Source organism: Frankia sp. BMG5.23 (genome assembly GCF_000685765.2).
In the GTDB taxonomy this organism is placed as follows: Bacteria; Actinomycetota; Actinomycetes; order Frankiales; family Frankiaceae; genus Frankia; species Frankia casuarinae.
Map to the genome: position 1 here is coordinate 1 of NZ_JDWE01000014.1, position 26725 is coordinate 26725.

The following is a 26725-nucleotide window of genomic DNA, read 5'->3' on the forward strand; positions in this document are numbered from 1 at the left end:
CGATCCTCCCGACTCGCGGGGATGTCCCGGTCCTGATCAGTAGTCGATCCCGTAGGGTCGGGTCGTCGCCGACGGCAGCGAGCACGGCAGCGAGCGTGGTAAAACCCGCGGACCCAGCCGGTGGACGGGCCGGCGGGCCGCGCGGCAGCGCCGTCGGCGAGGGTGATCCTGGCAGGAGGAGCGACCTTGGTTCGGGCGGTGGTCACCGGCGCGGCCGGCTTCCTCGGCGGAGCGCTGGCCCACGCGCTGCGGCGGCGCGGTGACGACGTTGTCGCCATCGACATCCGGCGCGCGCCGGGTGTCATGCAGGCCGACGTCAGCCGTCCCGGTGAGTGGGAGAAGGCCTTTTACGGCACGGAGCTGGTGATCCATGCCGCCGCCATCGGGACCGGTGGCGTCGCGGAACTGACCCCGGTGCGTCCCGGCCGAGCCGGAGCGCCGGTACGGGTGTCCGACGCCGAGATCCGGCGGGTGACCCTCGGCGCCACGGCGGCGTTGCTCGACGCCGCGGGTCGGGCCGGGGTCGACCGCTTCGTCCATCTCTCCTGCGTGGACGTGCTTGCCCGGACGAGTGGCCCGGTCCCCGGCGGGACCGGGGACCGCAGGCCCGCGCGAGCCGTCGGCCGATCATTGGACGAGACCACGCCGATCGGACTGACCGGCGACGTCCGCGCCGACGCCATGGCCGCCGCGGAACAGGCGGTCGGGTCGGCCGCTGCGCACGGACTCGGCGCGACCGTCCTACGGATCGGGGATGCCTACGGTCCCCGGGCCGGTCGCTGGACCCTCTGGCCGGTGCTGCTGATGCGGGCCGGGCGGTTCGTCCTCGTCGACGGCGGCTGGGGTGTGCTCAGCCCCGTGCATGTCGACGACGTGGTCACGGCGGTGACCACCGTCGCCGGTGCGGACCGGTCGGCGGTCGCCGGTGAGGTGCTGCACGTGACCGGGGGGGAGTCGGTGTCTGCCGCCGACTTCTTCACCTTTTACTGTCAGATGCTCGCGATCGCGGCGCCCCGCTCCGTACCGGCCAGGGTCTTCGGAGCGGTCGACGCGATTGATCGTGTCTGTTCGTTCGCGGAGGGTTACCGAAGGCGAGGTGTGGACGATTCCGCGGCCGAGACGCCACCCCTCCCCACCCACCCGGTCCCGGCGGTCTCGACGACCTCGGTGCGGCCAGCGGGCTCGGCGGCCCCGGCGGCCCCGGCCGTTCCGGTGAACTCGGCGACGTCGCGGCGGGGACCGGGCCTGATCCGCGGTGTAGGTGCCCGTCTGGTGGCCGGAGTCGATCCCCGCGCCCGGGTGGACCTCGGTCCGCTCACCGTGCGCGCCCTGACCCGCGACGCGGGCCTCTCCATCGAGAAGATCCGGGCCCGGACGGGATGGTCGCCGGTCGTGCGGCTGCCCGAGGGCATGAACCGCACCGAGTCCTGGCTCCGGGAACGGGGTCTGCTCGGGGTCCGGGAGCCGTCCCGTCGTGGGTGAGGGCCCTACACTCACCACCTCCCGACTACTCGCACTCCCGCTCACCATTTGGAACGCGGGATACGTCGCCGAGGAGCTCGCGCCCTCGCTGGCGTTCACGGTCATCCCCCCGCGATCAGGCACGCGTGGCGCCTCCGGTGACGGATCCGGCCCCTTCGGCGGAATCGTCGGGACCGATCCTGCCGCGGGGGCGCCCGATCCCGACGATCCGGCGGGGGCGCTGCGGCGCGAACTACGCCGTCGGGCGAGCGCCGGCCACATGGTCCTGACCTGGGTGCTGCGTCGCCAGCCGGGTCGCCAGCCGGGTCGCCAGCCAGGATCGGCGGCGGTGGGCCTGCTCGCGGCGGAGACCCACGGCCGGCGGGTGGTGGTCGGGGTGTCGATCGCGCTCGGCTGCCGGCGCAGCGGCTACGCCACCGAGGCGATCCGCGCGGTCGCGGGATGGTTCGAATACCGCGGCGCTCTGGTGGAGACGCGGATCCGGCGCGGGGACAGCGTGGGGAAGCGTCTCGCGCAGGCGACCTCGTTCGTGCCAACGAGTGTGTTGGTCGCCGATTGGTGGCGGATCTGGCTGCGTCCGCCGCCAAGTTGACCATTGAGGTTTGTCACGCAACGTTATCGGGCGTCGGGCTTCGCCTGGGCCTGACGTCGCGAGTCACCGCCGACCGTTCCGGTACCGTCCGGATTCGGCCGTCATCCGGCCCGAACGGGCAAAACCCATGTCCAGCCGCCTTTCGCGGTGTGGCGGAAGGTCATTGTGACGGTACCGTTACCATGCTGTGTTGTCGGCTGGGTGACAGCTCCCGGCTCATTTTTTCGCCGTCACGAGGAGAGTGGTGAACACGCCGCGCAGACAGCCCCCTGTTCAGACTGTGATGCCCTGGGGCACCATGTAAGGCGATGTCGCGACCAATGGCCGACGGGCCGAAGCTGGGCGGGGCGTCCGTGGGGGTCCGTGGGAGGGCCGTCGCGTGCCCGGGGAGGGGAGCCCGAACGGTCCGGCGCCACCTGCGCCTGGGAGGTCAGCACCATGAGTGTGGATACCCCTCGGGGAACACCGGCCGGAGTCCGGCCGAGCGAGGTCACGTACGATCATCTGATCATTCCGCCGGACTGGCGTCGGCCGAAGGAGTCGGCGCCGGGGACGCTCAACGCTCTGTTCCCCTCCGAGGGAGGCCCCCGCGCCGAGCCTGCCGCGGCCGGCTCGACGTCGCCGATCAACCCGACAACCGGTCCGTTGACGGGTCCGTTGACGGGCCCGCTGCTGGTCGGCACCACGGCGCGTGCCTTCGCGAAACTCGACGACCTGATCCGTCTCGGTGCCGAGGACCGTGCCGTCGTCGCGGCTCGCCGCGACGAGGCGGAGCGGGCGCTGCGCGCGATCTTCCCGCCTCGTTGCGCGCTGCCGCTGGTCGGGGTCGCCACGATCGGCTCGGCGGGTCGGGACACCATGATCCGTCCGCTCGACGAGGTGGACATCTTCGCGGTCTTCTCGGCGGCCAACAGCGCCTGGAAGCGTTTCCGCTGGGACTCCCGCGACCTGCTGCTCTGCGTGCGCAACGCCATCGGCGGAGATCGAATCCAGACGATCGGTAGCCGCGGCCAGGCGCTGCGCATCGTCTACGACGCCCCTCCGGACGTCCATCTGGTGCCGGCCTTCGATCATCCGCGTGCCGGGTACGTCATACCCGATCGGGTCGGTGGCTGGCTGCCGACCCGGCCGGAGCGGCACACGAGCTGGACGGCGGACCTCGGCCCCCGGGTGATCTCGGCGGTCCGCCTGCTCAAGGCGTGGAACCGGGTACGCGGCAGCCACCTGCGCTCCTTCCACATCGAGGCGCTCGCCGGGCAGGTCCTCGCCGGCCGCGGGCTCAACACCCGGCAGGGGCTCGCCGAGGTCTTCCGGCATCTGGACGATGTCGGCCTCACCGTGGCCGACCCGGCCGACGTCGGCGGGGACCTGTCGTCGTATCTACGCGCCGAGGACATCGAGGCGTTGGCCGAGAGTGTCCGGCTCGCCCGGATCTACTCGGCGAAGGCGGTGGACGCGGAACAGGCCGGCGATCACGAGGAGGCCGTGAATCTGTGGGGTTCCCTCTTCGGGCCGGAGTTCCCCACGTTCGGCTGAGGGCGGGGGCTCCGTTTACCCGGCGCCCCGGCTCATCCAGCGGTCCGTACGGCGTGGCGCCGACCGATCCGGGATCGTTCGGCCTGTGCGGCGGCGAGCGAGACCGCCTCGTCGGCGTCGCGCAGGCCGGCCCGCACCGTCACCGGGCCGCCGGTGGTATCGAGGTGCATGTCGGCCAACCGTAGCAGTCTGGCCAGCGGATTCTGCACGATCCGGATGCTCTGCACCTTACCGTGGGGGATGAGATCGGTGTGCCGCCGGACGATTCCCCGGCGTACGACGAAGACCGTGTCGTCCGCTCCGCAGGACAGCCGCCGCCAGTGGAGCGGGGCGAGCCAGGCGGCCCGGCGTGGCGGCCGGGTCATCGCCACCGCCGCGACATCCACTCCGGGCAGTAGCCGGCCGATCAGGGCCAGCGCATCCGCCCGGCGAGCCACCGGTAGCAGCACGGAGGGCCCGCCGCCGGCCACGTTCATCCGGAGCGTCACCCAGCCCGACCAGCGCCACAGCGCCGGTTCGCCGATGCTGATCGCCTGGACCCGTCCCGGCGGGACCGTGGCGTGGGTGCGGTTGAGCAGACCGCTGTTGATGCGCAGCCCGTCGGGTGACTCGGAGACGGTGTAGGGGTAGCCGGCCGCGAACCGGCGAAACGTCGTGTGCCAGAGGCTGCCGAGCATCGGAACGGCGCCGAGGGCGCCGGTGAGGGTACCGGTCAGCAGGGCGGGCGTGGCGATCGCGGCCGCGCCGAACAACGCCACCCACGGCGCGGGGGACAGCGCGATCGCGGCCACCAACCGCCGTGGCGGCACCTCGGCGAGTGGGCGCTGCGGTGCCTCGCCCACGTCCGGCGCGAGTCCCGCGGCGGTGGCCAGCAGCTCGGCCCGCAGCCGCTGGGCGTGACCCACCGACAGGTACCGCAGGTCGGACCCGGAGTCGGTGTCCAGTTCGGAGCGTTCCCTACCGGCGAGATCGATCCGGAGGATGGCGAGCCCCGTGACCCGGGCGAGAAGTGGTTGAGCGATGTCCACCGACTGTAACCGATCCAGCCGGACATGGCGGGTCCGTCGGACCAAGAGCCCGGTATCGAGCCGAAGATTGTCGCGTTCGACCCGGTAGCGGGTGAATCGCCAGGCGCAGTATCCGTAGGTGCCGGCGGCGGGAATCAGGAAGATCAGGGTGAGCCCGATGATGCGGGGGGTGACGTCGTCGGCGAGGTTTCTGCCGACCGTCGCCATGAACGCCACGACGATTACCCAGCCGCGCAGGAACGGGGTGAGCGGATGCAGCCGGTGAAACCCGTCCTGGCCGGGGCGTGTCGCCCGAGCCGGCGCTTCGCCGGTGGTGGACCCCCGCTCGATCGTCACAGCCCGGCCGACCGGGCTTCACCGCGTTCGGTGAGCGCGTCACGCAGCCGCGCGGCCTCGTCCGGGGCCAGGCCGGGGATGATGGCATCGCTGTCCGCGGCCGCGGTGTGCAGCTGCACCTTGGCGATGCCGAAGCGGCGCGCCAGTGGTCCGGCGGTGACGTCGACGAGCTGCATCCGGCCATACGGCACCACGATCAGGCGACGCGTCAGCACCCCGCGGCTGATCAGGAGATCGTCCTCCCGCTCGGCATAGCGCCAGGCCTGCCAGCGGAGGCCGATCGAGCGCCAGAGCCAGCCCGTCACGAGGATTGGCGCCACCGTGATCAGTATCCAGGGCCAGCCGCCGAACGCCGCCGTGATCAGCAGGGTGAGCGCCACCACCGGGACGGCTCCCACGATCAGGAGCGCCCGTCGAAGCCGCCGTAGGCCCGGTGGCAGGACCCGCCACTGCGCGGGATCCGGCAGAAGAGCGTCGTGCATTCCGCAACGATAAGTCGCACATCCGCTACGTCCGGCCCGAATCGGTCGAGGAACCGACGGCGTGCCGTCCCCACGATGGTCCTCGCCCGGTCTGCGGCGATTCGCCGGGAGGCCCGTCAGAGGGACTTGACGGTGGCGGCCTTGACCGTCAGACCCGAGCGGTCCGGCGCGGTGTTGACGAGCACCTCGTCGCCGTCCCGGATCTGCCCGCCGAGCAGTTCCTTGGCGAGCTGGTCGCCGATCGCCGTCTGGACCAGCCGCCGCAGCGGACGGGCCCCGAACACCGGGTCGTAGCCGACGTCGGAGAGCCATCCCTTGGCGGCGTCGGTGACGTTGAGGGTGATCCTCCGGTCGAGCAGCCGGGCCCGCAGCCGATCGAGCTGGAGATCGACGATGCGGGTCAGCTCGTCCCGGCCCAGCTGGTCGAAGACGAGGACGTCGTCGAGGCGGTTGAGGAACTCCGGCTTGAAGGCGTCGCGCACGGCGACCATCACCGACTCGCGGCGCACCTGCGGGCTGAGCGTGGGGTCCGCGATGAACTGCGACCCGAGGTTCGAGGTCAGGATGAGGATCGTGTTGCGGAAGTCCACCGTGCGGCCCTGGCCGTCGGTGAGCCGCCCGTCGTCGAGAACCTGCAGCAGGACGTCAAAGACGTCCGGATGGGCCTTCTCGACCTCGTCCAACAGGATGACACTGTATGGCCGGCGGCGGATCGCCTCGGTGAGCTGACCGCCGGACTCGAACCCGACGTACCCGGGTGGGGCGCCGATCAGACGGGCCACCGAGTGCTTCTCGGCGTACTCGCTCATGTCGATGCGCACGATCGCCCGCTCGTCGTCGAAGAGGAAATCGGCGAGCGCCTTCGCGAGCTCGGTCTTCCCGACCCCGGTGGGCCCGAGGAAGAGGAAGGAGCCGGTCGGCCGGTCCGGGTCGGCGATCCCGGCCCTGGCCCGGCGGACCGCGTCGGAGACGGCCCGCACCGCGTCGTCCTGGCCGATGACCCGCGCGTGCAGCGCGGACTCCATACGCAGCAGCTTCGCCGTCTCGCCTTCGAGGAGGCGACCGGCCGGGATCCCGGTCCAGGCGGCGACGACCTCGGCGACGTCGTCCGGGCCGACCTCCTCGTTGAGCATCGCCCCACCGGGGGAGTCCGCGCCGGCCAGCGCGTCGGTTGCCGCCGACAGCCGCTTCTCCAACGTCGGGATGGTGCCGTACCGCAGCTCCCCGGCCTTGGCGAGGTCGAGGTCGCGCTCGGCGAGCTCCACGGCGCGCCGCGCGTTCTCCAGCTCCTCCTTGATCTTCTGAACCTCGGAGATCGAATCCTTCTCCCGGTGCCAGCGGGCCGTCAGGCTCGACAGCTCCTCACGCCGGTCGGCGAGCTCGCGCTGCAGGCGCCCCCGCCGCTCGCGGGAGGCCTCGTCGTTCTCCTTGGACAGCGCCATGTCCTCGATCTCCAGGCGGCGCACGGCGCGTTCGAGTTCGTCGATCGCCACCGGCCGGCTGTCGATCTCCATGCGGAGCCGGGACGCGGCCTCGTCGACCAGGTCGATCGCCTTGTCCGGCAGGAAGCGCGCGGTGACGTAGCGGTCGGACAGGGTGGCCGCGGCGACCAGCGCGGTGTCGGTGATGCGCACGCCGTGGTGCACCTCGTAGCGTTCCTTGAGCCCGCGCAGGATGCCGATGGTGTCCTCGACCGTCGGCTCGCCGACGAGGACCGGCTGGAAGCGACGCTCCAGCGCCGGGTCCTTCTCGATCCGGGTGCGGTACTCCTCCAGGGTGGTGGCGCCGATCATGCGCAGCTCGCCGCGGGCGAGCATCGGCTTGAGCATGTTGCCGGCGTCCATCGCTCCTTCCGCCGCACCGGCGCCGACGACGGTGTGCAGCTCGTCGATGAAGGTGATGATCTGACCCTCGGCCTCGCGGATCTCGTTGAGGACAGAGGTCAGCCGCTCCTCGAACTCGCCGCGCAGCTTGGAGCCGGCAACCATCGAACCGAGGTCGAGCGAGACGATGCGCCGGCCGCGCAGCGACTCGGGCACGTCACCCGCGACGACCCGCAGCGCGAGCCCTTCGACGATGGCCGTCTTGCCGACCCCGGGCTCGCCGATGAGGACCGGGTTGTTCTTCGTCCGCCGCGACAGCACCTGGATGACGCGGCGGATCTCGGCGTCGCGGCCGATCACCGGGTCCAGCTTGCCCTGCTGCGCACGCTCGGTGAGGTCGATGGAGTACTTCTCCAACGCGCGGTAGGAGCCCTCCGGGTCCCGGCTGGTCACCCGCCGGGCGCCGCCGCGCACCTTCTCGAAGGCGCCGCGCAGCGCGTCGGGCGTGGCGCCGGCGGAGGTGAGGATCCGCCCGGCCTCGCCCCCCTCCTCGGCGAGTGCCACGACCAGATGCTCGACCGAAGTGTATTCGTCACCCAGCTGACCGGCCTGCCGCTCGGCGTTGTTCAGCACCGCGATGAGCTGGCGGGACAGCTGCGGCGGGGACACGCTCAGGCCCGTCGCGCGGGGCAGCCGCGTCACCGCGGCCTCGGCTCGGGAGCGCACCGTGTCGACCGAGGTGCCCGCGGACGCCAGCAGTGCCGCGCCGACCCCGTCGGACGCTTCGAGCAGGGCGTTGAGCAGGTGGAGGGGGTCGACGAGGGGTGACCCGTCGGCGGTGGCTCGACTGATCGCTGCGGAGAGTGCCTCCTGCGACCGGGCGGTGAGGCGTTCAGCGTTCATGGCGGATCCCAGATGGTCGGATGGCGTGCACCGTCGCTTTTTCAACGCTCAGCATACCTGAGTCGTTCCCACTCAACCCTGCGGGCGCGCCGCGATGAACCTCCCGCATCCGTTCGCCGGCTCCGCCCCGGCCGGTCAGCGGCGGGGCAGCGGCCGCCAGACCACGAGCGCGCCGCGATCCACCGGGACGAGGTCACGCCGGTGACTGGCATGCGCCTCGGCCACCGCGCGGTCCGCGTCGGCGCGGGACCGGGCGAGCTCCTCGGTGAGCTGACGCACCTGCGCCTGCAGCGCCATCACCTGGGCGCTCAACCGGAGGATCTGCTTGACCCCCTCCAGGTTGACGCCTTCCTCCTGGGACAGTCGCTGCACCTCGCGCAGCAACGCCACATCCCGGGCGGAGTAACGACGCCCCCGCCCGGCCGTGCGCCCAGGCGTGACCAGCCCGAGCCGGTCGTAGGACCGCAGGGTCTGGGGATGCATCCCGGCGAGCTGCGCGGCGATCGAGATGACGTAGACCGGTGCGTCCTCGTCGTGGGCCGGACCCGGCAGCGGGCCGGCGGGGTAGTAGCCCTCCGGTCGAACCTCGGTGTCCGGCCGAACCTCGGTGGGGGACGCCGCCGGCCCCCGCTGGAGCTGCCGTTCCCCTGTTCGCCCTGCCCCCATTGTTCGCCCTGTTCCCGTCGCTCGCCCACGCCGGGCGGGCGGCGGGTCGGATGTGCGGTTCGGCCGCCCGGTCATCCGCCTGCCTCCATCCGTTCCATCAACGGCGCCCGTGGGTCCTCGGGATGGGCCTGGGCGAACTCCAGCAACGCCGTACGTGCCCGTGGCGAGAGATCACTCGGCTTCGGTACCGTCACCTCGAGGGTGACGATGAGGTCCCCGTTCCCGCCTCCGGCTGTGGGGACACCCCGCCCGCGGGCCCGCAGGCGTCGACCGCTGGAGGTCCCCGCCGGCACCTTCATCGTGAGCGGAGCACCGTCCAGGGTCGGCACCCGTATCGATGCGCCGAGCGCGGCCTCGGTGATCGTCACGGGGAGAGTAATCGCCAGGTTGCTCCCCTCCCGCTCGAACACCGGATGGCGCAGCACGTGCACCGTCACCTCGAGGTCGCCGGCCGGTCCGCCCCGTTCGCCGGGTATACCACGCCCCCGGACCCGCAGCCGCTGTCCGTCGCTCACCCCGGCTGGGATGCGGATGCGCTGCTCACGCTCACGCCGGCCGGTGCCCCGGCAGTCCGGGCAGGGATGGTCGATCAGGGTGCCCTTGCCCAGGCAGTCGCGGCAGGGCTCGGAGAGCGCGAAGCCACCCTGGGAGCGGGAGACCACACCTAGCCCACGGCAGGTCGGGCAGGTGCGCGGCGTCGTGCCGGGACGCGCCCCGCTGCCGGTGCAGGTGGTACAGGTCGCGGCCCCGGGAAGCCGGACCGACGCCTCCAGGCCGGTCAGCGACTTCTCGAAGGGGATCGTGACCTCGGCCTCGATGTCGGCACCCCGACGCGGACCGCGTCCGGGTGACGACCGCTGGAACAGGTTGTCGAAGATGCCGCCGAGGCCGCCGTTCGCCCCCCCGAGAAGGTCGTCGAGGTTGAGGTTCGGCCCGCTGCCGTAGCCCGTGCCGGGCGCGCCGAACCCGCCGTAACCCCCGGCTCGGCCAGGCCCGCCGAAGCCGCCGCCGGGACGACCGCCGGCCGCGAACAGCGCGCGGGCCTCGTCGTACTCCCGTCGACGGCCCTCGTCCGAGAGAACGTCGTAGGCCTCGGAGACCTCCTTGAAGCGCGCCTCGGCCTTGGCGTCCCCCGGGTTCTTGTCGGGGTGCAGCTCACGGGCCAGCCCGCGGTACGCCTTCTTGATGTCGGTCGCCGAGGCGTCCTTTGGAACGCCGAGAGCGGCGTAATAGTCCTTCTCGACCATGTCGCGAACACTCACGGCGCCCCTCCTTCCCTCATGATGTCGTCCGCGCGAGGCGGTGGCCCGCCGTGTCCGTCAGACCCCGGCTCGCGGACGGCCGGACGGACCTGGCTCCCCTTTTCAGCCGGCGCTGACAGTGGGCCCGCCGTTGTCCGGGCCGGGCACACTGCCCGTGTCATCGGGGACCGATGTCGGCCGATCCGGCGGTCCGCCTGCCTGGCCCGGGCCGCTCCCCGGCACCTCGCCGGCCCCGGCGACGACCTCCGCCTCGACCGGCTGATCGACGATCTCGTCCACCTCGCCCGACGGTTCCGCGACCGACACCTGCGCGGGCCGCAACACCTTGCCCGCGTGCAGGTAACCCGCCCGGAAGACGTCCACGCAGGTCGGCCCGCTCACGTCCGACCGGTAGGAGTGCATCAGGGCCTCGTGGACCGACGGGTCGAACTCGTCGCCCTTCGCCCCGTAGCGCTCCAGCCCGGTCGCCTCCAGGGCCGCCTCCAGGGCCTCCGCGATCGCCTTGAACGGGCCTTCCAGATCGCCGTGGTCACGAGCCCGGCCGATGTCGTCGAGGGTCGACAGCAGACTCGCCAGCAGTTTCGCCGTCGCCTGCTCGCCGATCTGCTGACGGTCTCGCTCGACCCGCCGACGGTAGTTGTCGAACTCGGCCTTCAGGCGCTGCAGGTCCGCGGTCCGCTCGGTGACCTGCTGGCGCAGCGACGCCACGAGCTCACCGTCACCCTCACCCGCCGGGACTCCGGCGGGTGGAACCTCCGTGGCCGTCGGGCCGGGAGGCGCGGCCGCCTCCGGCCGGACCTCGCCGCTCTCCGGATCGATCCGGCGCCGGTCCCGCACCACCACCGGGGGCTCTTCGGCCTCGTCCCGGCCGTCGGGCCGAGACGAACCCCACCAGTCCGCGGCCTGGCCTGAGGTCACTTCTTGTCCTCCTCATCCACGATCTCCGCGTCGACCACGTCGTCGTCGGCTGCTCCGGCGCCGCCGGAGGCACCCGCGCCCTCCTGGGCGGCCTGCGCGTACATGGCCTGGCCCATCGCCTGGCTCGCCGCGGCCAGCGCGTCGGCCGCCTCGCGGATCGCCGCCGTGTCGGTGCCGGCGACGGCGCCCCGCAGCGTGCCGAGCTTCTCCTCCACGTCGCTCTTCACCGCGGCGTCGATCTTTTCGCCGTTCTCGGCGAGGAACCGCTCGGTCGAGTAGACGAGCGTCTCGGCCTTGTTGCGGGTCTCGGCCTCCTCCCGGCGCCTGCGGTCCTCCTCGGCGTACTGCTCGGCGTCGCGGACCATGCGGTCGATGTCGTCCTTCGGCAGCGCCGAGCCGCCGGTGATGGTCATCGACTGCTCCTTGCCGGTGCCCAGGTCCTTCGCGGACACGTGCACGATGCCGTTCGCGTCGATGTCGAAGGTGACCTCGATCTGGGGCATGCCCCGCGGGGCGGGCGGCAGGCCGGTCAGCTCGAACATGCCGAGCTTCTTGTTGTAGGCGGCCATCTCGCGCTCGCCCTGGAAGACCTGGATCTGCACGGAGGGCTGGCTGTCCTCGGCGGTGGTGAAGATCTCCGAGCGCTTGGTGGGGATCGTGGTGTTGCGCTCGATGAGCTTGGTCATGATCCCCCCCTTCGTCTCGATGCCGAGCGAGAGCGGGGTGACGTCGAGGAGCAGGACGTCCTTGACTTCGCCCTTGAGCACGCCGGCCTGCAGCGAGGCGCCGACGGCGACGACCTCGTCCGGGTTGACGCCCTTGTTCGGCTCCTTGCCCCCGGTCAGCTCGCGGACCAGCTCGACGACGGCGGGCATCCGGGTGGAACCACCGACGAGGACGACGTGGTCAATGTCGCTGACCTTGATCCCCGCGTCCTTCACCGCCTGCTGGAAGGGGTGCCTGCAGCGGTCGATGAGGTCGGAGGTCATCCGCTGGAACTCGGCGCGCGACAGCGAGACGTCGAGGTGCAGGGGACCCTCGGCCGACGCGGTGATGTAGGGCAGGTTGATCGCGGTCTGGGTGGACTGCGAAAGCTCGATCTTCGCCTTCTCGGCGGCCTCCCGCAGCCGCTGCAGGGCCATCTTGTCCTTGCCGAGGTCGACCCCGTGCTGGCCGTTGAAGGTCTTGATCAGGTGGTCGGTGATGCGCTGATCCCAGTCGTCACCACCGAGGTGGGTGTCACCGGAGGTGGACTTCACCTCGACGACACCGTCGCCGATCTCCAGCAGGGAGACGTCGAAGGTGCCGCCACCGAGGTCGAAGACCAGGATGGTCTGCTCCTTCTCGCCCTTGTCCAACCCGTAGGCGAGGGCCGCGGCGGTCGGCTCGTTGACAATCCGCAGGACGTTGAGCCCGGCGATCGTGCCCGCCTCGGTGGTGGCCTGACGCTGGGCGTCGTCGAAGTACGCCGGGACGGTGATGACCGCGTCCGTAACCGTCTCACCGAGGTAGGACTCGGCGTCCCGCTTCAGCTTCTGCAGGATGAACGCGCTGATCTCCTGGGGCGTGAGATCCTTCGCGTCGACCTTCATCTTCCAGTCGGTGCCCATGTGGCGTTTGACCGACCGGATGGTGCGCTCGACGTTCGTCACCGCCTGACGCTTGGCGACCTCGCCGACCAGGACCTCGCCGTTCTTCGCGAAAGCCACGACCGACGGGGTCGTCCGGGAGCCCTCGGCGTTGGCGATCACCGTGGGTTCGCCGCCCTCGAGCACGCTCACGACGGAGTTCGTGGTGCCGAGGTCGATACCGACCGCTCGTGCCATGTCTGTGTGCCTTTCGATCATGTCGGTGGCGCCGATCAGACGGGCGCACCGACCTCGTGGGGATGGAACCTGTCGGTGAACCGAGGCTTGAGGATCACTCCGGGAAGCCTCGGTTCCGCCAACGTTAAGTCAGGTCGGTGTATTGAGTCGCTCTGACTCATGATGACGGCTCCCATCATAGCCCGACAGAGGTGAGCCTGACACGCTCAACTTTATGTGTGGCCGGGAAATTCCCGCCAGCGTCGCCGGGCGGGACCGGAAGGGGAGCCGGCGGGAGGAGCCGGCAGGGCGTGGAATGGGAGGTGGAACGGGAGAGCGTCAGCTTCCGGCGGGTGGCTGCGGGGCCGAGCCACCCGCGGCATCGTCGCCACCCGCGGCACCGTCGCCGGGCGCCTGGCCGGCGTCGGGGTCCGTCGTCTCCCGGGGCGGTCGGACGGCGGCCAGGATGCGCCCGCGGCGGGCCCCCGGGCGTGGCCGTCCGCCCGCGCGTGATCCGAGCCGGGGAACCGGCCCCATGCCGGCAGCCGACGGACCGTCCGGCCCGCCGCTCGTGGCCTCGCCGGCGCCCGCCCGGCCGGGAACCGCGAGTGGCATTCCGGTCCGGTTGATGAGGTCGGCCTGCCGGCCCAGGTCGGACTCGATCTGGGCGAGCCGGTCGAGCATCTCGGAAGCGTCCCCGTCGCGCTCACGGATCGTGCGCAGCGCATCCATCAGGGTCAGCCACTGGTCCCGACCGACGGTGATCTGTTCGGCGAGGCGGTTGGCCGAGTAGGCCGGAAACAGCCGTTCCGTGGCGGCGACGATCTGCTGGACCTCACCGGGGTTGAGTCGGCCGGGCTTGCGCCGGATGTAGTTGACGACGTCCTTGATGCTGATGATCGTCACTCCGTCGAGGGCGCCGTCGCTCCACAGGACGTTGGCCTCGACCATCACCAGGATCGGACTTATCGGGATCTTAAGCATCGGCAGTGCCGCGCGGATCTGGTTGCGGACCTCGCCACCCAACCAGGCGGTGCGGTCGATCGGGGGTTTGAGTGACTCTCCGTCACAGGTCGCCCCACCCTTCTTGTACCGCACGGTGCCCTTGTTGTTGTCGCTGCTGAGCACCATCACCCCGCCGGGCCCGACCAGGAGGTGACCGATGGTCGCCTCGGAGTAGGGGACGGCCCGGTCGTGCAGGATGACGTACCCTTGGCGGCGCAGCCGGGCGATGGCGCGCGCGGTCCTGCGCTCCGCCTCGGCCCCCTCGCGCAGCGACTCGACGTCGGGGGCGGTCCCGAACGAGGCGATCACGATCCCGGCCGGCCAGGCGATGAAGACCAGCAGGAACACGACGACCGCGACCGTGGGCAGCCCTAGGCCGAAGCCGATGACGAGGGCGAGAGCGAGTCCTACCAGGGCCGAGCGCACCGCGGTGCGGGGTACCTCGCGGCTCAGCTTGTCCCGCCGCACGAGTGCCTGGTTTTCCCTGGCCCGGAGGTACTCCGTCTGCAGGGAGTGTCCAGGGCGGCCGACTCGGGTCATCGTCGGCCGGGTGATCGTCGCCATCGTGCCCACCATGTTCGCAGGGTCGTCGTTCGCGGAGTTGTCGTTCGCGGAGTTGTCGTTCGCGGGGTCGTCAACGTCGGTAGGGCCCGTCCGCCGGAGCACGCCGGGCGTCGTCGCGGCAGCGCTGGCACCGGGCCCAGGCACAACGTGAAGGTGGCGAGCACCGCGGGACACACGATCGCCCGGTCACCGTGGGCGAAGGCTGTCCTTATGGTGCGTCGAAGCACCTGCCGGCACAAGGGTTGACCTCGTCGGCCCGGGAGGCTCCCGGCGGGGGAGCGACGTTCCGGGATGGCGGGATCCGGGGCGCCGTGGTAGTCGTGACGGTGCGAGGCGTTGCGTGTCGGTTGGGCATCTGCCGCTGAACGTAGCAGTCCCGTGCACCTCGCGCGGACGATCGGGCCTTCGGACCCCCTATATCGGGCCGCTCGGACCACGTCGTGGCAGGGTCGACGGTGAGCGGGTTCGCTGTCGGCCTCATAGTGCCCCTACGTCCGGGGTGGGGACCCGGACAGACGGGTTGGCCGGGAGGTTGGGACCGGACCCGCCCATACGGTGGCGCGGGCCACTTGTCCGGGTGGCGTGAGCCACTCGTCCCATACGTTGCTGGTCGGTACGAGCAGGCTCGCCCGCGATAGTGGGTGCCAGATGGAGGATGCTGTGAGAATTGCGATCGGTGGAGCGATCACGCTGATTGCTCTCGCGGTTGCCGGGCGTCGGGTTTTCTGGCTGTTCCGGCTGATCGGGTCCGGCCAGCCGGCCGAGGGCCGGCTCGACGACCTGCCGACCCGCGTCTGGACGGAGATCAGCGAGGTCGGGGGGCAGCGCAAGCTGCTGAAGTGGTCGGTGCCCGGGGCGGCCCACTTCTTCACCTTCTGGGGCTTCACGATCCTGCTGCTGACCGTCATCGAGGCCTACGGCGGCCTGTTCGACGACGACTTCCACATCCCGGGATTCGGGCACTGGGCGGCCATCGGCTTCCTCGAGGACTTCTTCGCCGTGGCGGTCCTCGCCGGCCTGGTCGCCTTCACGATCATCCGGTTGAAGAACGCCCCGGCGCGGCTGGAGCGCAAGTCGCGATTCTACGGCTCGCACACCGGGCCGGCCTGGGTCATCCTCGGCCTGATCACCGCCGTTATCGTGACGCTGCTGCTCTACCGTGGTGCCCAGTACAACACCGGCAACCTCCCGCAGGGCCAGACGAAGTGGGCCTTCGCGTCCTACGCTGTGAGCCGCATCTTCTCCGGTCTCTCCCACGATGTGAACGAGGGCATCGAGACGGCCTTCCTGCTGCTCAACATCGCGGTGATCATGGGCTTCTCGGTGCTGGTGGTCTACTCGAAGCACCTGCACATCGGCCTGGCCCCGATCAACGTCGTGCTCAAGCGCCAGCCGGTGGCCCTCGGCCCGCTGGCCACCACTCCCGACATCGAGAAGCTGATGGAGGAGGACGAGCCGGTCGTCGGCGTCGGCAAGGTCGAGGACTTCTCCTGGAAGGCCATGCTCGACTTCGCCACCTGCACCGAGTGCGGGCGGTGCCAGAGCCAGTGCCCGGCGTGGAACACAGGCAAGCCGCTGTCGCCGAAGTTGTTGATCATGGATCTGCGTGACCACCTCTTCGCCAAGGCGCCCTACCTGCTGTCCACCGAAGGCGCGGCGGAGGGTGAGGAGGCGCCGAAGGCGGTCACCGGGATCGCCGAGGACGCCTCCGCCTCCCACACCGTGCACCACGTGCCCGAGTCCGGCTTCGGCCGGGTGCCGCAGCCCGGTCAGCCGCAGGTCGACCGGCCGCTGGTCGGCACCGAGGAGGAGGGCGGGGTCATCGATCCCGACGTCCTGTGGTCGTGCACCAACTGCGGCGCGTGCGTCGAACAGTGTCCGGTGGACATCGAGCATGTCGACCACATCGTCGACATGCGTCGCTACCAGGTGATGATCGAGTCGGCGTTCCCGTCCGAGGCCGGCGTCATGCTGCGCAACCTTGAGAACAACGGCAACCCGTGGGGCGTCTCGCCGCGGACCCGCACCGAGTGGACCGAGGGCCTGCCCTTCGAGGTGCGTGTCCTCGGCGACGGTGAGCAGATCCCCGACGACGTCGAGTACCTGTACTGGGTCGGCTGCGCCGGGGCGATCGAGGACCGCGCCAAAAAGGTCGCGCGGGCCTTCGCGGAGCTCCTGCACACTGCCGGGGTCGAGTTCGCGATCCTCGGTACGAACGAGTCCTGCACCGGGGACCCGGCGCGCCGGCTCGGCAACGAGTACCTGTACCAGGAGATGGCCAAGGCGAACATCGAGCTGCTGAACGCCACGGGCGTCAAGAAGATCGTTGCCACCTGCCCGCACTGCTTCAACAGCCTCGCCCGGGAATACTCGGCCCTCGGCGGTCAGTACGAGGTCGTCCACCACACCCAGCTGCTCGGCAAACTGGTCGAGGAGCGCAAGCTGGTACCGGTGACCCGGGTGGAGTCGTCGGTCACCTACCACGACCCCTGCTTCCTCGGGCGGCACAACAAGGTCTACACCCCGCCGCGGGAGATCCTGGCGGCGATTCCGGGCATCCGGGGCCAGGAGATGCACCGCTGCAAGGACCGCGGCTTCTGCTGCGGTGCCGGCGGCGCGCGGATGTGGATGGAGGAGAAGATCGGTAAGCGGGTCAACGTGGACCGGATGGAGGAGGCCCTCGGCCTCGACCCGGACGTCGTGTCCACCGCCTGCCCGTTCTGCATCGTGATGCTCACCGATGCCGTCACCGAGAAGAAGCTGAGCGGCGAGGCGAAGGACGGTGTCGAGGTACTCGACGTCTCCCAGCTCCTGGCCCGTTCGCTGGCGCCGTCGGCGCCAGCGGCTCCGACCGAGGCGTCCGCCGAGCCTGTCGGCTAAATTGCGTCCCTGCCTTTCCAGAGGGATAAATCGGACATAAAACCCTCTGGAAAGGCGAGGAAGCTGAAAGACAAGGAAGTCAGCCTGGGGGGATCTCCCCGTTCGGGACCGGTGCGCGGGTGAAGTCCCGGTAGGCCCTCGACGGGGTCGGGCCGCGCTGACCCTGGTAGCGCGAACCGTAGATGGTCGAGCCGTACGAGTGCTCGGCCGGCGAGGACAGCCGGAACAGGCAGAGCTGGCCGATCTTCATGCCGGGCCAGAGTTTGATCGGCAGCGTCGCCACGTTCGACAGTTCCAGCGTGACGTGCCCGGAGAAGCCGGGGTCGATGAAGCCCGCCGTCGAGTGCGTGAGCAGCCCGAGCCGGCCGAGACTCGACTTCCCTTCCAGCCGGCCGGCGAGATCGTCGGGCAGGGTGACGATCTCCAGCGTCGAGCCGAGGACGAACTCGCCCGGATGCAGGACGAACGGCTCGTCGCCCTCCGGGGCGATGAGCTCGGTGAGATCCTCCTGCTCAAGAGAGGGATCAATGTGGCTGTACCGGTGGTTGGCGAAGACCCGGAACCAGCGGTCCAGCCGTAGATCGATGCTGGACGGCTGGATGAGGCCAGGGTCGTGGGGGTCGAGACGGATCCGGCCCGTGGCGATCTCGGTCCGGATGTCCCGGTCGGACAACAGCACGTCCCGGACGTTAGAGCATGAGCGGTCGATCTTCACCGTCCACCCGGAGGAGGATGGGGCCGCGTGGAAGAGTGAGACGGAGCGTGACCCGGGTAGGAGGCACGTGGCCGGTCGATGAATACCCGGTCGGACGGGTGCCCCCGGGGAAGGCTGGGGCGGAAGGGACAGGCGGGACGGATGCTCGGGCTACCCGATCACATCGAGGCATGTCTGTTCGACCTGGATGGCGTGCTGACGAACACCGCGACGATCCACGCGGCCGCGTGGAAAGAGACGTTCGACGATTTCCTGGAGAACTGGGCCAAGCGGTCGGGAGAGCCGTTCGTCCCCTTCGACCTCGAGCATGACTATGTCGAGTACGTTGACGGCCGGCCCAGGATCGACGGTGTGCGAGCCTTTCTCGACGCCCGTCACATCAGGCTTCCCGACGGAACACCGGACGACCCGCCGTCCGCGCTCACCGTGCATGGGCTGTCCAACCGGAAGAACTTCCTCCTGCTGGAACGGATTCGGAGGGACAGCGTGGACATCTATCCCGGCTCGGTGACGTATCTGCGGGAACTGGCCACGCGGGGGATCCCCCGCGTGGTCGTCTCCTCCAGCGCCAACTGCGCCGAGGTGTTGAAGGCGACTGGGCTTGACGCCCTCGTTGACGGAGCGGTGGACGGCCTCGTTGCCGCCCGTGACCACCTCGCCGGAAAGCCCGCGCCCGACACCTTCCTCGCCGGCGCCCGGCTGCTCGGGGTGCCGCCGCGGCGGGCGGCGGTGTTCGAGGACGCCCTGGCCGGCGTCGAGGCGGGGCGGGCCGGCGGGTTCGGCTGGGTCGTGGGGATCGACCGGGTGGGGCACGCCGCCGCGTTGCGCGCCCACGGGGCCGACATCGTGGTGAACGACCTGGCGGACCTGCTCGGCCACGGCTCCGGGCCCGGCCCCGAATGATCGACAAAGCGTCCTATCTGATCGAGTCGTGGTCCATCCAGGAGTCCGGTCTCGACATCTCCGATCTGGGCCGCTCCGAGTCATTGTTCGCCCTGTCCAACGGCCATATCGGGCTCCGGGGAAACCTCGACGAGGGCGATCCGCACGGCCTGCCGGGCACCTACCTGAACTCGGTCCACGAGCTGCGGCCCCTGCCCTATGCCGAGGCCGGCTACGGATATCCAGAGTCCGGCCAGACGGTCATCAACGTCACCAACGGCAAGGTGATCCGTCTACTTGTCGACGACGAGCCGTTTGACATCCGCTATGGCGATCTGCGGTCGCATCAGCGGGCGATCGACTTCCGGGAGGGCGTGCTCCGGCGGGACGTGGAATGGGTCTCGCCGGCGGGGCAGACTATCCGGGTGCACTCCGAGCGGCTGGTGTCGTTCTCGCAGCGTTCCATCGCGGCCGTGTACTACGAGATCGAGCCGGTGGGCGACCCGGCGCGGGTCGTCATCCAGTCGGAGCTGGTGGCCAACGAGCAGCTGCCGGCCTGGCACGGTGACCCGCGGGCCGCGTCCGCGCTGGAGTCGCCGCTGCGATCCGAGCGCCATCGGGCGAGCGGCACGATGGTTGAGCTCGTCCACATCACCCACCGCAGCGAGATCCGTGTCGCCGCGGCCATGGACCACGAGTTTGCCGGGCCGGACTCGCTGGGTGTCTCCTCGGAGAGCGAGCCGGACGCCGGCCGGGTGACGGCCACGGCGGTACTCGCCCCGGGCGAGAAGCTGCGGATGGTCAAGTTCATCGCCTACGGCTGGTCGGAGCAACGGTCCCTGCCGGCCCTCAGAGACCAAGCGGCCGCGGCGCTGGTCGCAGCGCGGCAGACCGGGTGGCCCGGTCTCGTCGCCGAGCAGCGGCAGTACCTGGATGCCTTCTGGAAGCGGGCCGACGTCGAGGTCGACGGCGATCCGGAGGTGCAGCAGGCCGTTCGCTTCGCGCTGTTCCACGTCCTGCAGGCCGGATCGCGGGCCGAGCGGCGGGCGATCCCGGCCAAGGGCCTGACCGGCCCCGGCTACGACGGGCACGCCTTCTGGGACTCCGAGTCGTACGTGCTCCCCGTCCTGACGTACACCGCGCCCGACGCGGCCGCCGACGCGCTGCGCTGGCGGTACGCGACTCTGCCGCTGGCCAGGGAACGAGCCGATCTGCTCAATCTGAAGGGCGCCGTCTTCCCCTGGCGCACCATCCACGGAGAGGAGTGCTCCGGATACTGGCCAGCCGGGACGGCCGCCTTCCACGTCAACGCCGACATCGCCGACGCGGTCGCCCGCTACGTCACCATCACCGGGGACGAGCGGTTCGAGCGCACGGTGGGGCTGGAGATCCTGATCGAGACCGCCCGGCTGTGGCGGTCGCTGGGACATCACGACCTCGACGGCCGCTTCCGGATCGACGGTGTCACGGGCCCGGACGAGTACTCGGCCATCGCCGACAACAACGTCTACACGAACCTGATGGCGCAGCGGAACCTCGTGGCCGCGGCGGACGCCGCCCGCCGCCATCCCGACCGGGCCGCCGAGCTGGGCGTGGACGCCGAGGTCACGGCGTCCTGGCGGGACGCGGCCGAGAACATGTTCATCCCCTACGACCCCCATCTCGGCGTCCATCCGCAGTCCGAGGGATTCACCGAACACCAGGTCTGGGACTTCGCGAACACCGCGCCCGAGCAGTACCCTCTGCTGCTGCACTTCCCGTACTTCGACCTCTACCGCAAGCAGGTCATCAAGCAGGCGGACCTGGTCCTGGCGATGCAGCGCCGGGGTGACGCCTTCACGATGGACGAGAAGATCCGCAACTTCGCCTACTACGAAGCTCTGACGGTTCGGGACTCGTCACTGTCGGCATGCTCCCAGGCGGTGCTGGCCGCTGAGTGTGGGCACCTGTCGCTCGCCCATGACTACCTGCGCGAAGCCGCCCTGATGGATCTGCATGACATCGAGCACAACACCGGAGATGGGCTGCACATGGCCTCCCTCGCGGGAAGCTGGATCGCCCTCGTCGAGGGCTTCGGTGGGCTGCGTGACGGCGGTGAGGTGATCTCGTTCGCGCCGCGGTTGCCCGAGGGACTGACCAGGCTGGCCTTCGGGCTCTGTGTCCGCGGGCGGCACCTGCGGGTGGAGGTCTCCGACTCGACGGCCGTCTACACCGTCCCCGCGGGGCCGGCGATGACGTTGCTGCACCACGGCAAGACCGTCCGGGTGGTTCCCGGCCAGCCGGTCAGCATGGAGGTCCCGCCGACGCCCGTCCTGGAACGGCCGAAGCAGCCCTCGGGCCGGGAGCCGCTGCGCTTCCTGCGCCTGCCCGGGACCGGCGGCCGTATCGGTCCTACCGGCCCTAGCGGTTCCGTCAACAGCATCGACGGCTGACTCCGGACGCGCCGGACGCGCCGGACGCGCCGGACAGCCCGGGGCCCCACCCGACCCGGTCCGTCCGGTACGATGCGAATGCGCTACGCGGGCGTAGTTCAGAGGCAGAACACGAGCTTCCCAAGCTTGCAACGCGGGTTCGATTCCCGTCGCCCGCTCCACTCTGGGAGACGTGTGTCAGACGGGGTCTGACCAGGTCTTTTCGCCATGTCTGCTGGGGCCGAACCCGGCGAAGAACTGCCCTGCGCCCATCGGCGTCTCGTGAACGAACATGGCGAGGACCTGCGGGAACACCACCCGAGGGCGGAATGTCGGTGGCGGTCGCTACAGTGAGCGCGGCCACGGCGTCGATCTCGGATCGCGTCCGCTGGCCGGTGTTCGCCGCCATACGGGAGGTCGACGGGATGAACGTGGCGAAGGTGGTCCGGCGGGTGATCCCGGGTGATCCGGAGACGGTGCGCGACCGGGTGATGGTGCCGGCGCGGTCGCTGTGGCGCCGGGCCTGGACCCGGCGAGGCATCGACATCACCTCGTCCATGACGACGAGGTCGTGTCTCGTCGTCGCACCACACCCCGACGACGAGACGCTGGGCTGCGCGGTGGCCATCATGCGTAAGCGGGCCGCCGGCACCCCGGTCACGGTGGTGATTGTCAGCGACGGCTCCCGCGCGGAGCCGGTGACGCTCCCGCCAGCGGAGTTGATCGAGGTGCGCAAGGCGGAGACTCGCCGGGCCTGCACCCTGCTGGACGTTGACGAGTCCGACGTGCGCTTTCTTGGTTTCCCCGACGCCGAGCTCTCCGACCGGATCGACGCCATCGCCGCGCGGCTCACCGAGCTCATCGAGACCCTCGCGCCCGAGCAGATCTTGGCGCCGACCTCGTGCGAGGGGCACCCGGACCACGACGCGACCAACGAGGCGGTGCGCCGAGCGGTCGCCACCACCGGTTATCGCGGCCAGGTGCTCGAATACACCGTCTGGTTCTGGACGCACTGGCCCTGGACCTTGGGTTACGGGACGGCGGGCTGGTCGGCTGAGCGTCTGTTCGTCCAGCCGGTCCGCCGGTTGCGGGAACGCCGCCCGCTGCTCGTGGACGCCCGCGGTTTCCGGGCGCGGCAGCGCAGGGCCCTCGCGGAGCACGCCACCCAGGTGGGGGAGGACGACGCGGCGTCCGACGCCGCCACCCCGGTGACCGGCTCCCTGCTCGCGACCCTGGGGAGTCCGTACGAGGTCTACGTCGCCGCGGGGGCGCTGCGGCACCTCGACTTCGAGCGGCCGTGGCGGGCCGGTCACCAGGTACGGGGCAGCCGGTAGTCAGCCTGCGAGCGCCACCTCAGGGCCGGGTGCCACCTCAGGGCCGGGCTGCGGGCCAGTGCCGGTGGCGGCGCCGTTCCCGGGACAGGTCGGGGTATAAATCGGCGGCCGCGTGGCTCGGCCGGGGGTGTTGCTGCCGGTTGCGGGTGTCGAAGTGGGCGATGCCGCGCTGGTACGCCTCGACCTTGCGGCGAGCGATGGCCGAGGGCTCGATCTCGACCACGCCGAGGCGCCCCCGTGCCCCGAACGCGCTCGCCCGCGCGGGGTCAAGCAGGAACGGCGCCAGCGCATCCGCCAGCGCCACCGGATCGCCGGCCGGTACCGAGGATCCGGCCTCCCACCGCTCGACGAAGGGCGCGACTCCGGCCCGGGTCGTGGTCACCACCGGCCGGCCGGCCGCCATCGCCTCGACGGCCGCGATCGAGAAGCTCTCGAAGCGGCTCGGCACGGCGACGACACGGGCCCGCCGGTAGACGTCGCGGATCTGAGAACCGGACAGGTGCCCGGTGAACTCGACGTCCAGCTCAAGCTGGCGGGCCCGGCGGGCCAGCCACTCGCCCGAGGGCACCCCGTTGATCTCACCCGCCGAGCGTCCCGCGAGCACCAGCCGGTGCGCCACCCCCGCGCCACGAAGGCGGGCCGACGCGTCGAGCAGCACGTCCACGCCCTTGTAGGCCTCGAGTCGACCCACGACGGCGACTGTCGGCGTGGTGTCGGCGACGTCGGGTATGTCGAGCCACGGCTCGGCGTCGAACGGATTGGGAATCACCTCCACCTCACGGTCACCCAACCAGCCTTGCTCCCGCAGCGTGTCGACGAGCAGCTGCGACGGTGAGGTGACCACGGCGGCCAGGCTCGCCGATGTCCGGTCCAGCCGGTCGGCGACCAGGCCCTTCAACCCGACCGGCTGGCCGGAAAGCCTGACCGTGAGCATGGTCGGGCAGTGGAGGTGGATGGCGAGCGGCGTGGAGCGACGTATGGCCTGGATCAGGCCGCGGGTTTCCCCGTCCTGGGTCTCGATCACGTCTGGTCTGAGTCCGAGTTGACGCATCCACAAGCTATAGGACAGCGGGAGGCTGGCCCGCAGCGCCAGCGAGTCACGCGGGTACAGGGGTCCCCGGAGTTGGGCGCCGAGCTTTCCCAGCCCGCGGCTGACCGGCACCCGTAGTAACGGGCGCCGGTGGACGTGCACCCCGTCCTCCACCGAGTCGACGACATGACGCCCTTGGGCGCACAGGACGTGGACGTCGTGGCCGAGCTTCGCGAGTGCCGTGGCCAGCGCCGCGGTGTAGGTGCCCGCGCCGTCCCAGACGACGGGCGGGTACTGCTCGCAGAAGAAGAGAATGCACAGCGCCTGGAAAGATCCCAATGACTCCGCCACGTGTCCCCGATTCTGCCGTGCCGTAACGGGAGAGTAAGACTAATAGCGTAAATACGTTACTCCAGGGAGGGGGAGTGACGTCTTCATGGTCCCGCGGTTCCGGGGGGATCGAGGGAAACTTAAGGTAACGAATTGGTACGGGCATCCCGGTCGGTGCCCGGGGCGGCGGTCGTACGGGTGGCCGGACACGGTTGCGGTTGTCGCCCGAGCAGGATCCGACGGTCAGGTAAGGGTTGATCATCGTGCGGTCTGACAGCCCTTCTGATCACGTGATGTGATGCAAATTTACGGAAAAAACGGGATGCAATGGTCGCTTCGATCCGGATGTGTCACCGTTAGTGGTCCCAGGCGGTTGTCGGGTGACGACTCGGAAGGTTGATCACGGCGGGGCCGGCGGGGCGCGGGGAACACCGCCTTGCCCGTCGGCACCATGCAGCGTCCCGGCGGGCACCCGGCCAGTGCCCGGACGGGGTCCGGGTGCCGTGCGACCTCTGCTCGGCAGCCCTCACGGCAGCCCTCACGGCAGCCCTCACGGCGGGACCGATGCGCCAGCAGGCCCTTGACGGGTTGACGAAAGCGGATTCGCGTGCAGATTCGTCGGCATGTCGCGGGCGCCGGGGCGGGGGTAACGTTGCCCCTTTCGCTTCGGGGAATCGACCCGGCCACCGCTCGGTGGACCCGCGTCTGGGACGCGGGAACCAGTAGCGTCCTGGCCGGCACAGTACCGGAGCCGTTGAGATCGGCGAGGGAGGGCGTAGATGTGTCATCTGTTCGCGATGAGCAGCGGGCCGACGAGGGTGCAGGCGACTTTCTGGCTGTTGGATGCGCCGGACAGTCCCCGGGCGGCGACGTTGCGGACCCCGGAGGGGGCTGGTCTCGGCGGATTCGACGCCGATGGCACCGCGTGGGTGGTCAAACAGGCCATTCGGAACCGGGCCGACACGGCATTCGCCCAGGAGCCGCAGCACGTCACCTCCTCGACGTTCGTCGCGCATGTCCGGCACGCCTCCACCGGCCGGGCCTGCGAGGACAACACCCATCCGTTCGTTCGAAACGGGCGGATCTTCGCGCACAACGGCGTGATCGAGGGGCTGGACAAGCTGGACGCCGAGCTCGGCACGGGCGGTCTCCCGGTCCTCGGTGACACCGACTCGGAACGCTTCTTCGCCCTCGTCACCCGCGAGATCGACGCCTGTGACGGGGACGTCGGCGAGGGAATCGCATCCGCCGCTCGTTGGGCCGCCGAGAACCTGCCGCTGTACTCCATCAACATGATTCTCATCACGGAGCGGGACCTCTGGGCTCTGCGGTATCCGGACACCAATGGCCTGTACGTCCTTCGGCGTGGCCCGGGTGGGCGCAACGAACGCCACCTTGATCACGCGAGTCCGTTCAGCGAGATCCGGGTCCGCTCTCTCGACCTGCTCACCAAGCCCGCGGTCGTGGTCGAGAGCGAGCGGATGGACGAGGACCCTCGGTGGCGGTTGATGGAGAGCGGGGAGCTGCTGCATGTGGCCGCCGATCTCACCGTGACCTCTCGGATCGTGTTGGACGGGCCGCCGGTTCACCAGCTGTCCCTCGACGAGCTGCGGCCGCAGGCCGCCGTGTCGCAGACCACCGCGGTGCCCGACCTCCCTCTGTCCGCGTGATCATTCCGGTTCCTGAATCCCCTGTATCCCCTGATCCGCCCATCCACTGAACTACCGATCCACAGATTCAACGAACCGGCCGACATGCCGGGCGTGCGTACGGGGTAGCAGACGTGATGGGGTAATGGCACGGACAGTGGCAGTTCCCTGCGCGGAAGGGGCTCGTCGTGGTAGCAGAGGTCGGCAGGATCGGGTTGTGGGCAACCGAGCGGCAGTGGCCGAAGGATGTCCCGGCCCGGGCGGAGATCGCGGCCGAGGTGGAGGCCCTCGGCGTCCCGACGGTATGGATCGGCGCGGCCAGTGGCGATCTTGAGCTCGCGGCCGCGATCCTGGACAACACGGATCGGTTGGTGGTCGGTACCAGCATCCTCAACATCTGGACCGAACCGGCGGACGTCGTCGCCGATCATTACGCCATGCTGGCGAAGGCGCACCCCGACCGGATCCTGCTCGGGCTCGGTGCCGGCCACAAGGAGCTGGTAGAGAAGAGGATCGACCGTCGCTACGAGCGTCCCGTTGACGTCCTCGTCGACTATCTCGACACCCTCGACGAGCTGGGCGTCCCGCGGGCCGGCCGGGCGCTGGCCGCTCTCGGTCCCCGCGTGCTGGGGATCGCCGCGCAGCGCACCGCGGGTGCCCTGCCCTACCTCACCACCCCCGAGCACACCCGGCGCGCCCGGGAGCTGCTTGGCCCGGACGCACTACTCGCGCCCGAGCAGATGGTCATCCTCGACACCGATCCGGCTCAGGCCCGGGCGGTCGCGCACGACACCCTCGCGTTCTACCTGAAGCTGCCGAACTACGTGAACAACCTGCGCCGTCTCGGCTTCACCGAGGACGATCTGACGGGTGCCGGCTCGCAGCGCCTCGTCGATGCCGTGGTGGCCTGGGGCGATGTGGACTCCGTGCTAGCCAGGGTCGCCGAGCACCATGAGGCCGGTGCCGATCACGTGGCCATCCAGGTGCTGACCTCCACTCCCACCCGGCTCCCGCGCGAGCAGTGGGCCCGGCTGGCGCCGGTCATCGTCGGCTGATCCGGCTGATCCGGCTGATCCGCCGGCGAGCCGAGCG

Annotated in this window: 19 protein-coding genes and 1 tRNA gene; 10 read left to right on the forward strand and 10 right to left on the reverse strand. The window is 70.3% G+C overall.

All coding sequences use genetic code 11. The features are described from left to right. Nucleotides 1-186: 186 nt before the first annotated feature. From BMG523DRAFT_RS08805 to BMG523DRAFT_RS08815, 3 genes are all read left to right on the forward strand, one after another. Nucleotides 187-1482: an NAD(P)-dependent oxidoreductase gene (locus BMG523DRAFT_RS08805; protein WP_011438715.1), complete on the forward strand. Its 1296-nt coding sequence runs from the start codon at nt 187-189 to the stop codon at nt 1480-1482. After that, on the forward strand, nt 1475-2074 hold the full coding sequence (locus tag BMG523DRAFT_RS08810) for a hypothetical protein (protein ID WP_011438714.1): 600 nt from the start codon (nt 1475-1477) through the stop codon (nt 2072-2074). The genes BMG523DRAFT_RS08805 and BMG523DRAFT_RS08810 overlap by 8 nt, the downstream gene beginning before the upstream one ends. Nucleotides 2075-2512: 438 nt before the next feature. Continuing rightward, nucleotides 2513-3610: a nucleotidyltransferase gene (locus tag BMG523DRAFT_RS08815; protein ID WP_011438713.1), complete on the forward strand. Its 1098-nt coding sequence runs from the start codon at nt 2513-2515 to the stop codon at nt 3608-3610. A 32-nt stretch (nt 3611-3642) separates the two neighbouring features. Here the strand turns inward: BMG523DRAFT_RS08815 and BMG523DRAFT_RS08820 are convergent, their stop codons facing one another. The 8 genes from BMG523DRAFT_RS08820 to BMG523DRAFT_RS08855 all read right to left on the reverse strand — a co-directional run bounded on the left by BMG523DRAFT_RS08820 (nt 3643) and on the right by BMG523DRAFT_RS08855 (nt 14402). Beyond that, a complete protein-coding gene (locus BMG523DRAFT_RS08820; protein WP_134350969.1) occupies nt 3643-4974 on the reverse strand; it encodes a PH domain-containing protein in 1332 nt (443 codons plus the stop codon). Further along, nucleotides 4971-5456 (reverse strand): PH domain-containing protein, encoded by a 486-nt coding sequence (locus BMG523DRAFT_RS08825; protein WP_011438711.1) that lies wholly within the window; start codon nt 5454-5456, stop codon nt 4971-4973. The genes BMG523DRAFT_RS08820 and BMG523DRAFT_RS08825 overlap by 4 nt, the downstream gene beginning before the upstream one ends. Nucleotides 5457-5572: 116 nt before the next feature. Then, on the reverse strand, nt 5573-8182 hold the full coding sequence (clpB, locus tag BMG523DRAFT_RS08830) for an ATP-dependent chaperone ClpB (RefSeq protein WP_011438710.1): 2610 nt from the start codon (nt 8180-8182) through the stop codon (nt 5573-5575). A gap of 135 nt (nt 8183-8317) precedes the next feature. Then, nucleotides 8318-8923, reverse strand: coding sequence for a heat shock protein transcriptional repressor HspR (locus BMG523DRAFT_RS08835; protein ID WP_011438709.1), 606 nt, complete (start codon nt 8921-8923; stop codon nt 8318-8320). After that, nucleotides 8920-10110 carry a molecular chaperone DnaJ gene (gene dnaJ / locus BMG523DRAFT_RS08840; protein ID WP_011438708.1) on the reverse strand — a complete coding sequence of 397 codons (1191 nt, stop codon included), beginning with the start codon at nt 10108-10110 and terminating at the stop codon, nt 8920-8922. The genes BMG523DRAFT_RS08835 and dnaJ overlap by 4 nt, the downstream gene beginning before the upstream one ends. A gap of 102 nt (nt 10111-10212) precedes the next feature. Beyond that, nucleotides 10213-11028 (reverse strand): nucleotide exchange factor GrpE, encoded by an 816-nt coding sequence (grpE, locus tag BMG523DRAFT_RS08845; RefSeq protein ID WP_011438707.1) that lies wholly within the window; start codon nt 11026-11028, stop codon nt 10213-10215. After that, entirely contained in the window at nt 11025-12854 is a 1830-nt protein-coding gene (gene dnaK / locus BMG523DRAFT_RS08850) for a molecular chaperone DnaK (protein ID WP_023840676.1), read from the reverse strand. The genes grpE and dnaK overlap by 4 nt, the downstream gene beginning before the upstream one ends. A gap of 318 nt (nt 12855-13172) precedes the next feature. After that, complete coding sequence (locus BMG523DRAFT_RS08855) at nt 13173-14402, reverse strand: nuclease-related domain-containing protein (protein WP_035729369.1); 1230 nt, start codon at nt 14400-14402, stop codon at nt 13173-13175. 660 nt (nt 14403-15062) lie between these two features. Between BMG523DRAFT_RS08855 and BMG523DRAFT_RS08860 the strand changes: the two genes are divergently transcribed. Further along, nucleotides 15063-17282: a (Fe-S)-binding protein gene (locus BMG523DRAFT_RS08860; protein WP_023840678.1), complete on the forward strand. Its 2220-nt coding sequence runs from the start codon at nt 15063-15065 to the stop codon at nt 17280-17282. 79 nt (nt 17283-17361) lie between these two features. Here BMG523DRAFT_RS08860 and dcd read toward each other — a convergent pair whose 3' ends face one another. After that, entirely contained in the window at nt 17362-17961 is a 600-nt protein-coding gene (gene dcd, locus BMG523DRAFT_RS08865) for a dCTP deaminase (protein WP_011438703.1), read from the reverse strand. Between the two features lie 177 nt (nt 17962-18138). On the opposite strand from dcd, the gene BMG523DRAFT_RS08870 reads away from it, so the two are divergent. The 4 genes from BMG523DRAFT_RS08870 (at nt 18139) to BMG523DRAFT_RS08885 (ending at nt 22624) form a co-directional block, all read left to right on the forward strand. Beyond that, complete coding sequence (locus BMG523DRAFT_RS08870) at nt 18139-18900, forward strand: beta-phosphoglucomutase family hydrolase (RefSeq protein ID WP_011438702.1); 762 nt, start codon at nt 18139-18141, stop codon at nt 18898-18900. Further along, on the forward strand, nt 18897-21311 hold the full coding sequence (locus BMG523DRAFT_RS08875; RefSeq protein WP_011438701.1) for a glycoside hydrolase family 65 protein: 2415 nt from the start codon (nt 18897-18899) through the stop codon (nt 21309-21311). Before BMG523DRAFT_RS08870 ends, BMG523DRAFT_RS08875 begins: the two co-directional genes overlap by 4 nt. Before the next feature lie 87 nt (nt 21312-21398). Then, nucleotides 21399-21472, forward strand: a tRNA-Gly gene (locus BMG523DRAFT_RS08880). Between the two features lie 153 nt (nt 21473-21625). Then, a complete protein-coding gene (locus BMG523DRAFT_RS08885) occupies nt 21626-22624 on the forward strand; it encodes a PIG-L deacetylase family protein (RefSeq protein WP_232234820.1) in 999 nt (332 codons plus the stop codon). A gap of 37 nt (nt 22625-22661) precedes the next feature. Here BMG523DRAFT_RS08885 and BMG523DRAFT_RS08890 read toward each other — a convergent pair whose 3' ends face one another. Further along, nucleotides 22662-24005, reverse strand: a complete 1344-nt coding sequence (locus BMG523DRAFT_RS08890; RefSeq protein ID WP_011438699.1) for a glycosyltransferase family 4 protein — start codon at nt 24003-24005, stop codon at nt 22662-22664. Nucleotides 24006-24763: 758 nt separating this feature from the next. Between BMG523DRAFT_RS08890 and BMG523DRAFT_RS08895 the strand changes: the two genes are divergently transcribed. After that, nucleotides 24764-25654, forward strand: a complete 891-nt coding sequence (locus BMG523DRAFT_RS08895) for a class II glutamine amidotransferase (RefSeq protein ID WP_011438698.1) — start codon at nt 24764-24766, stop codon at nt 25652-25654. A gap of 167 nt (nt 25655-25821) precedes the next feature. Further along, a complete protein-coding gene (locus BMG523DRAFT_RS08900; RefSeq protein WP_011438697.1) occupies nt 25822-26688 on the forward strand; it encodes an LLM class F420-dependent oxidoreductase in 867 nt (288 codons plus the stop codon). Nucleotides 26689-26725 lie beyond the last annotated feature (37 nt).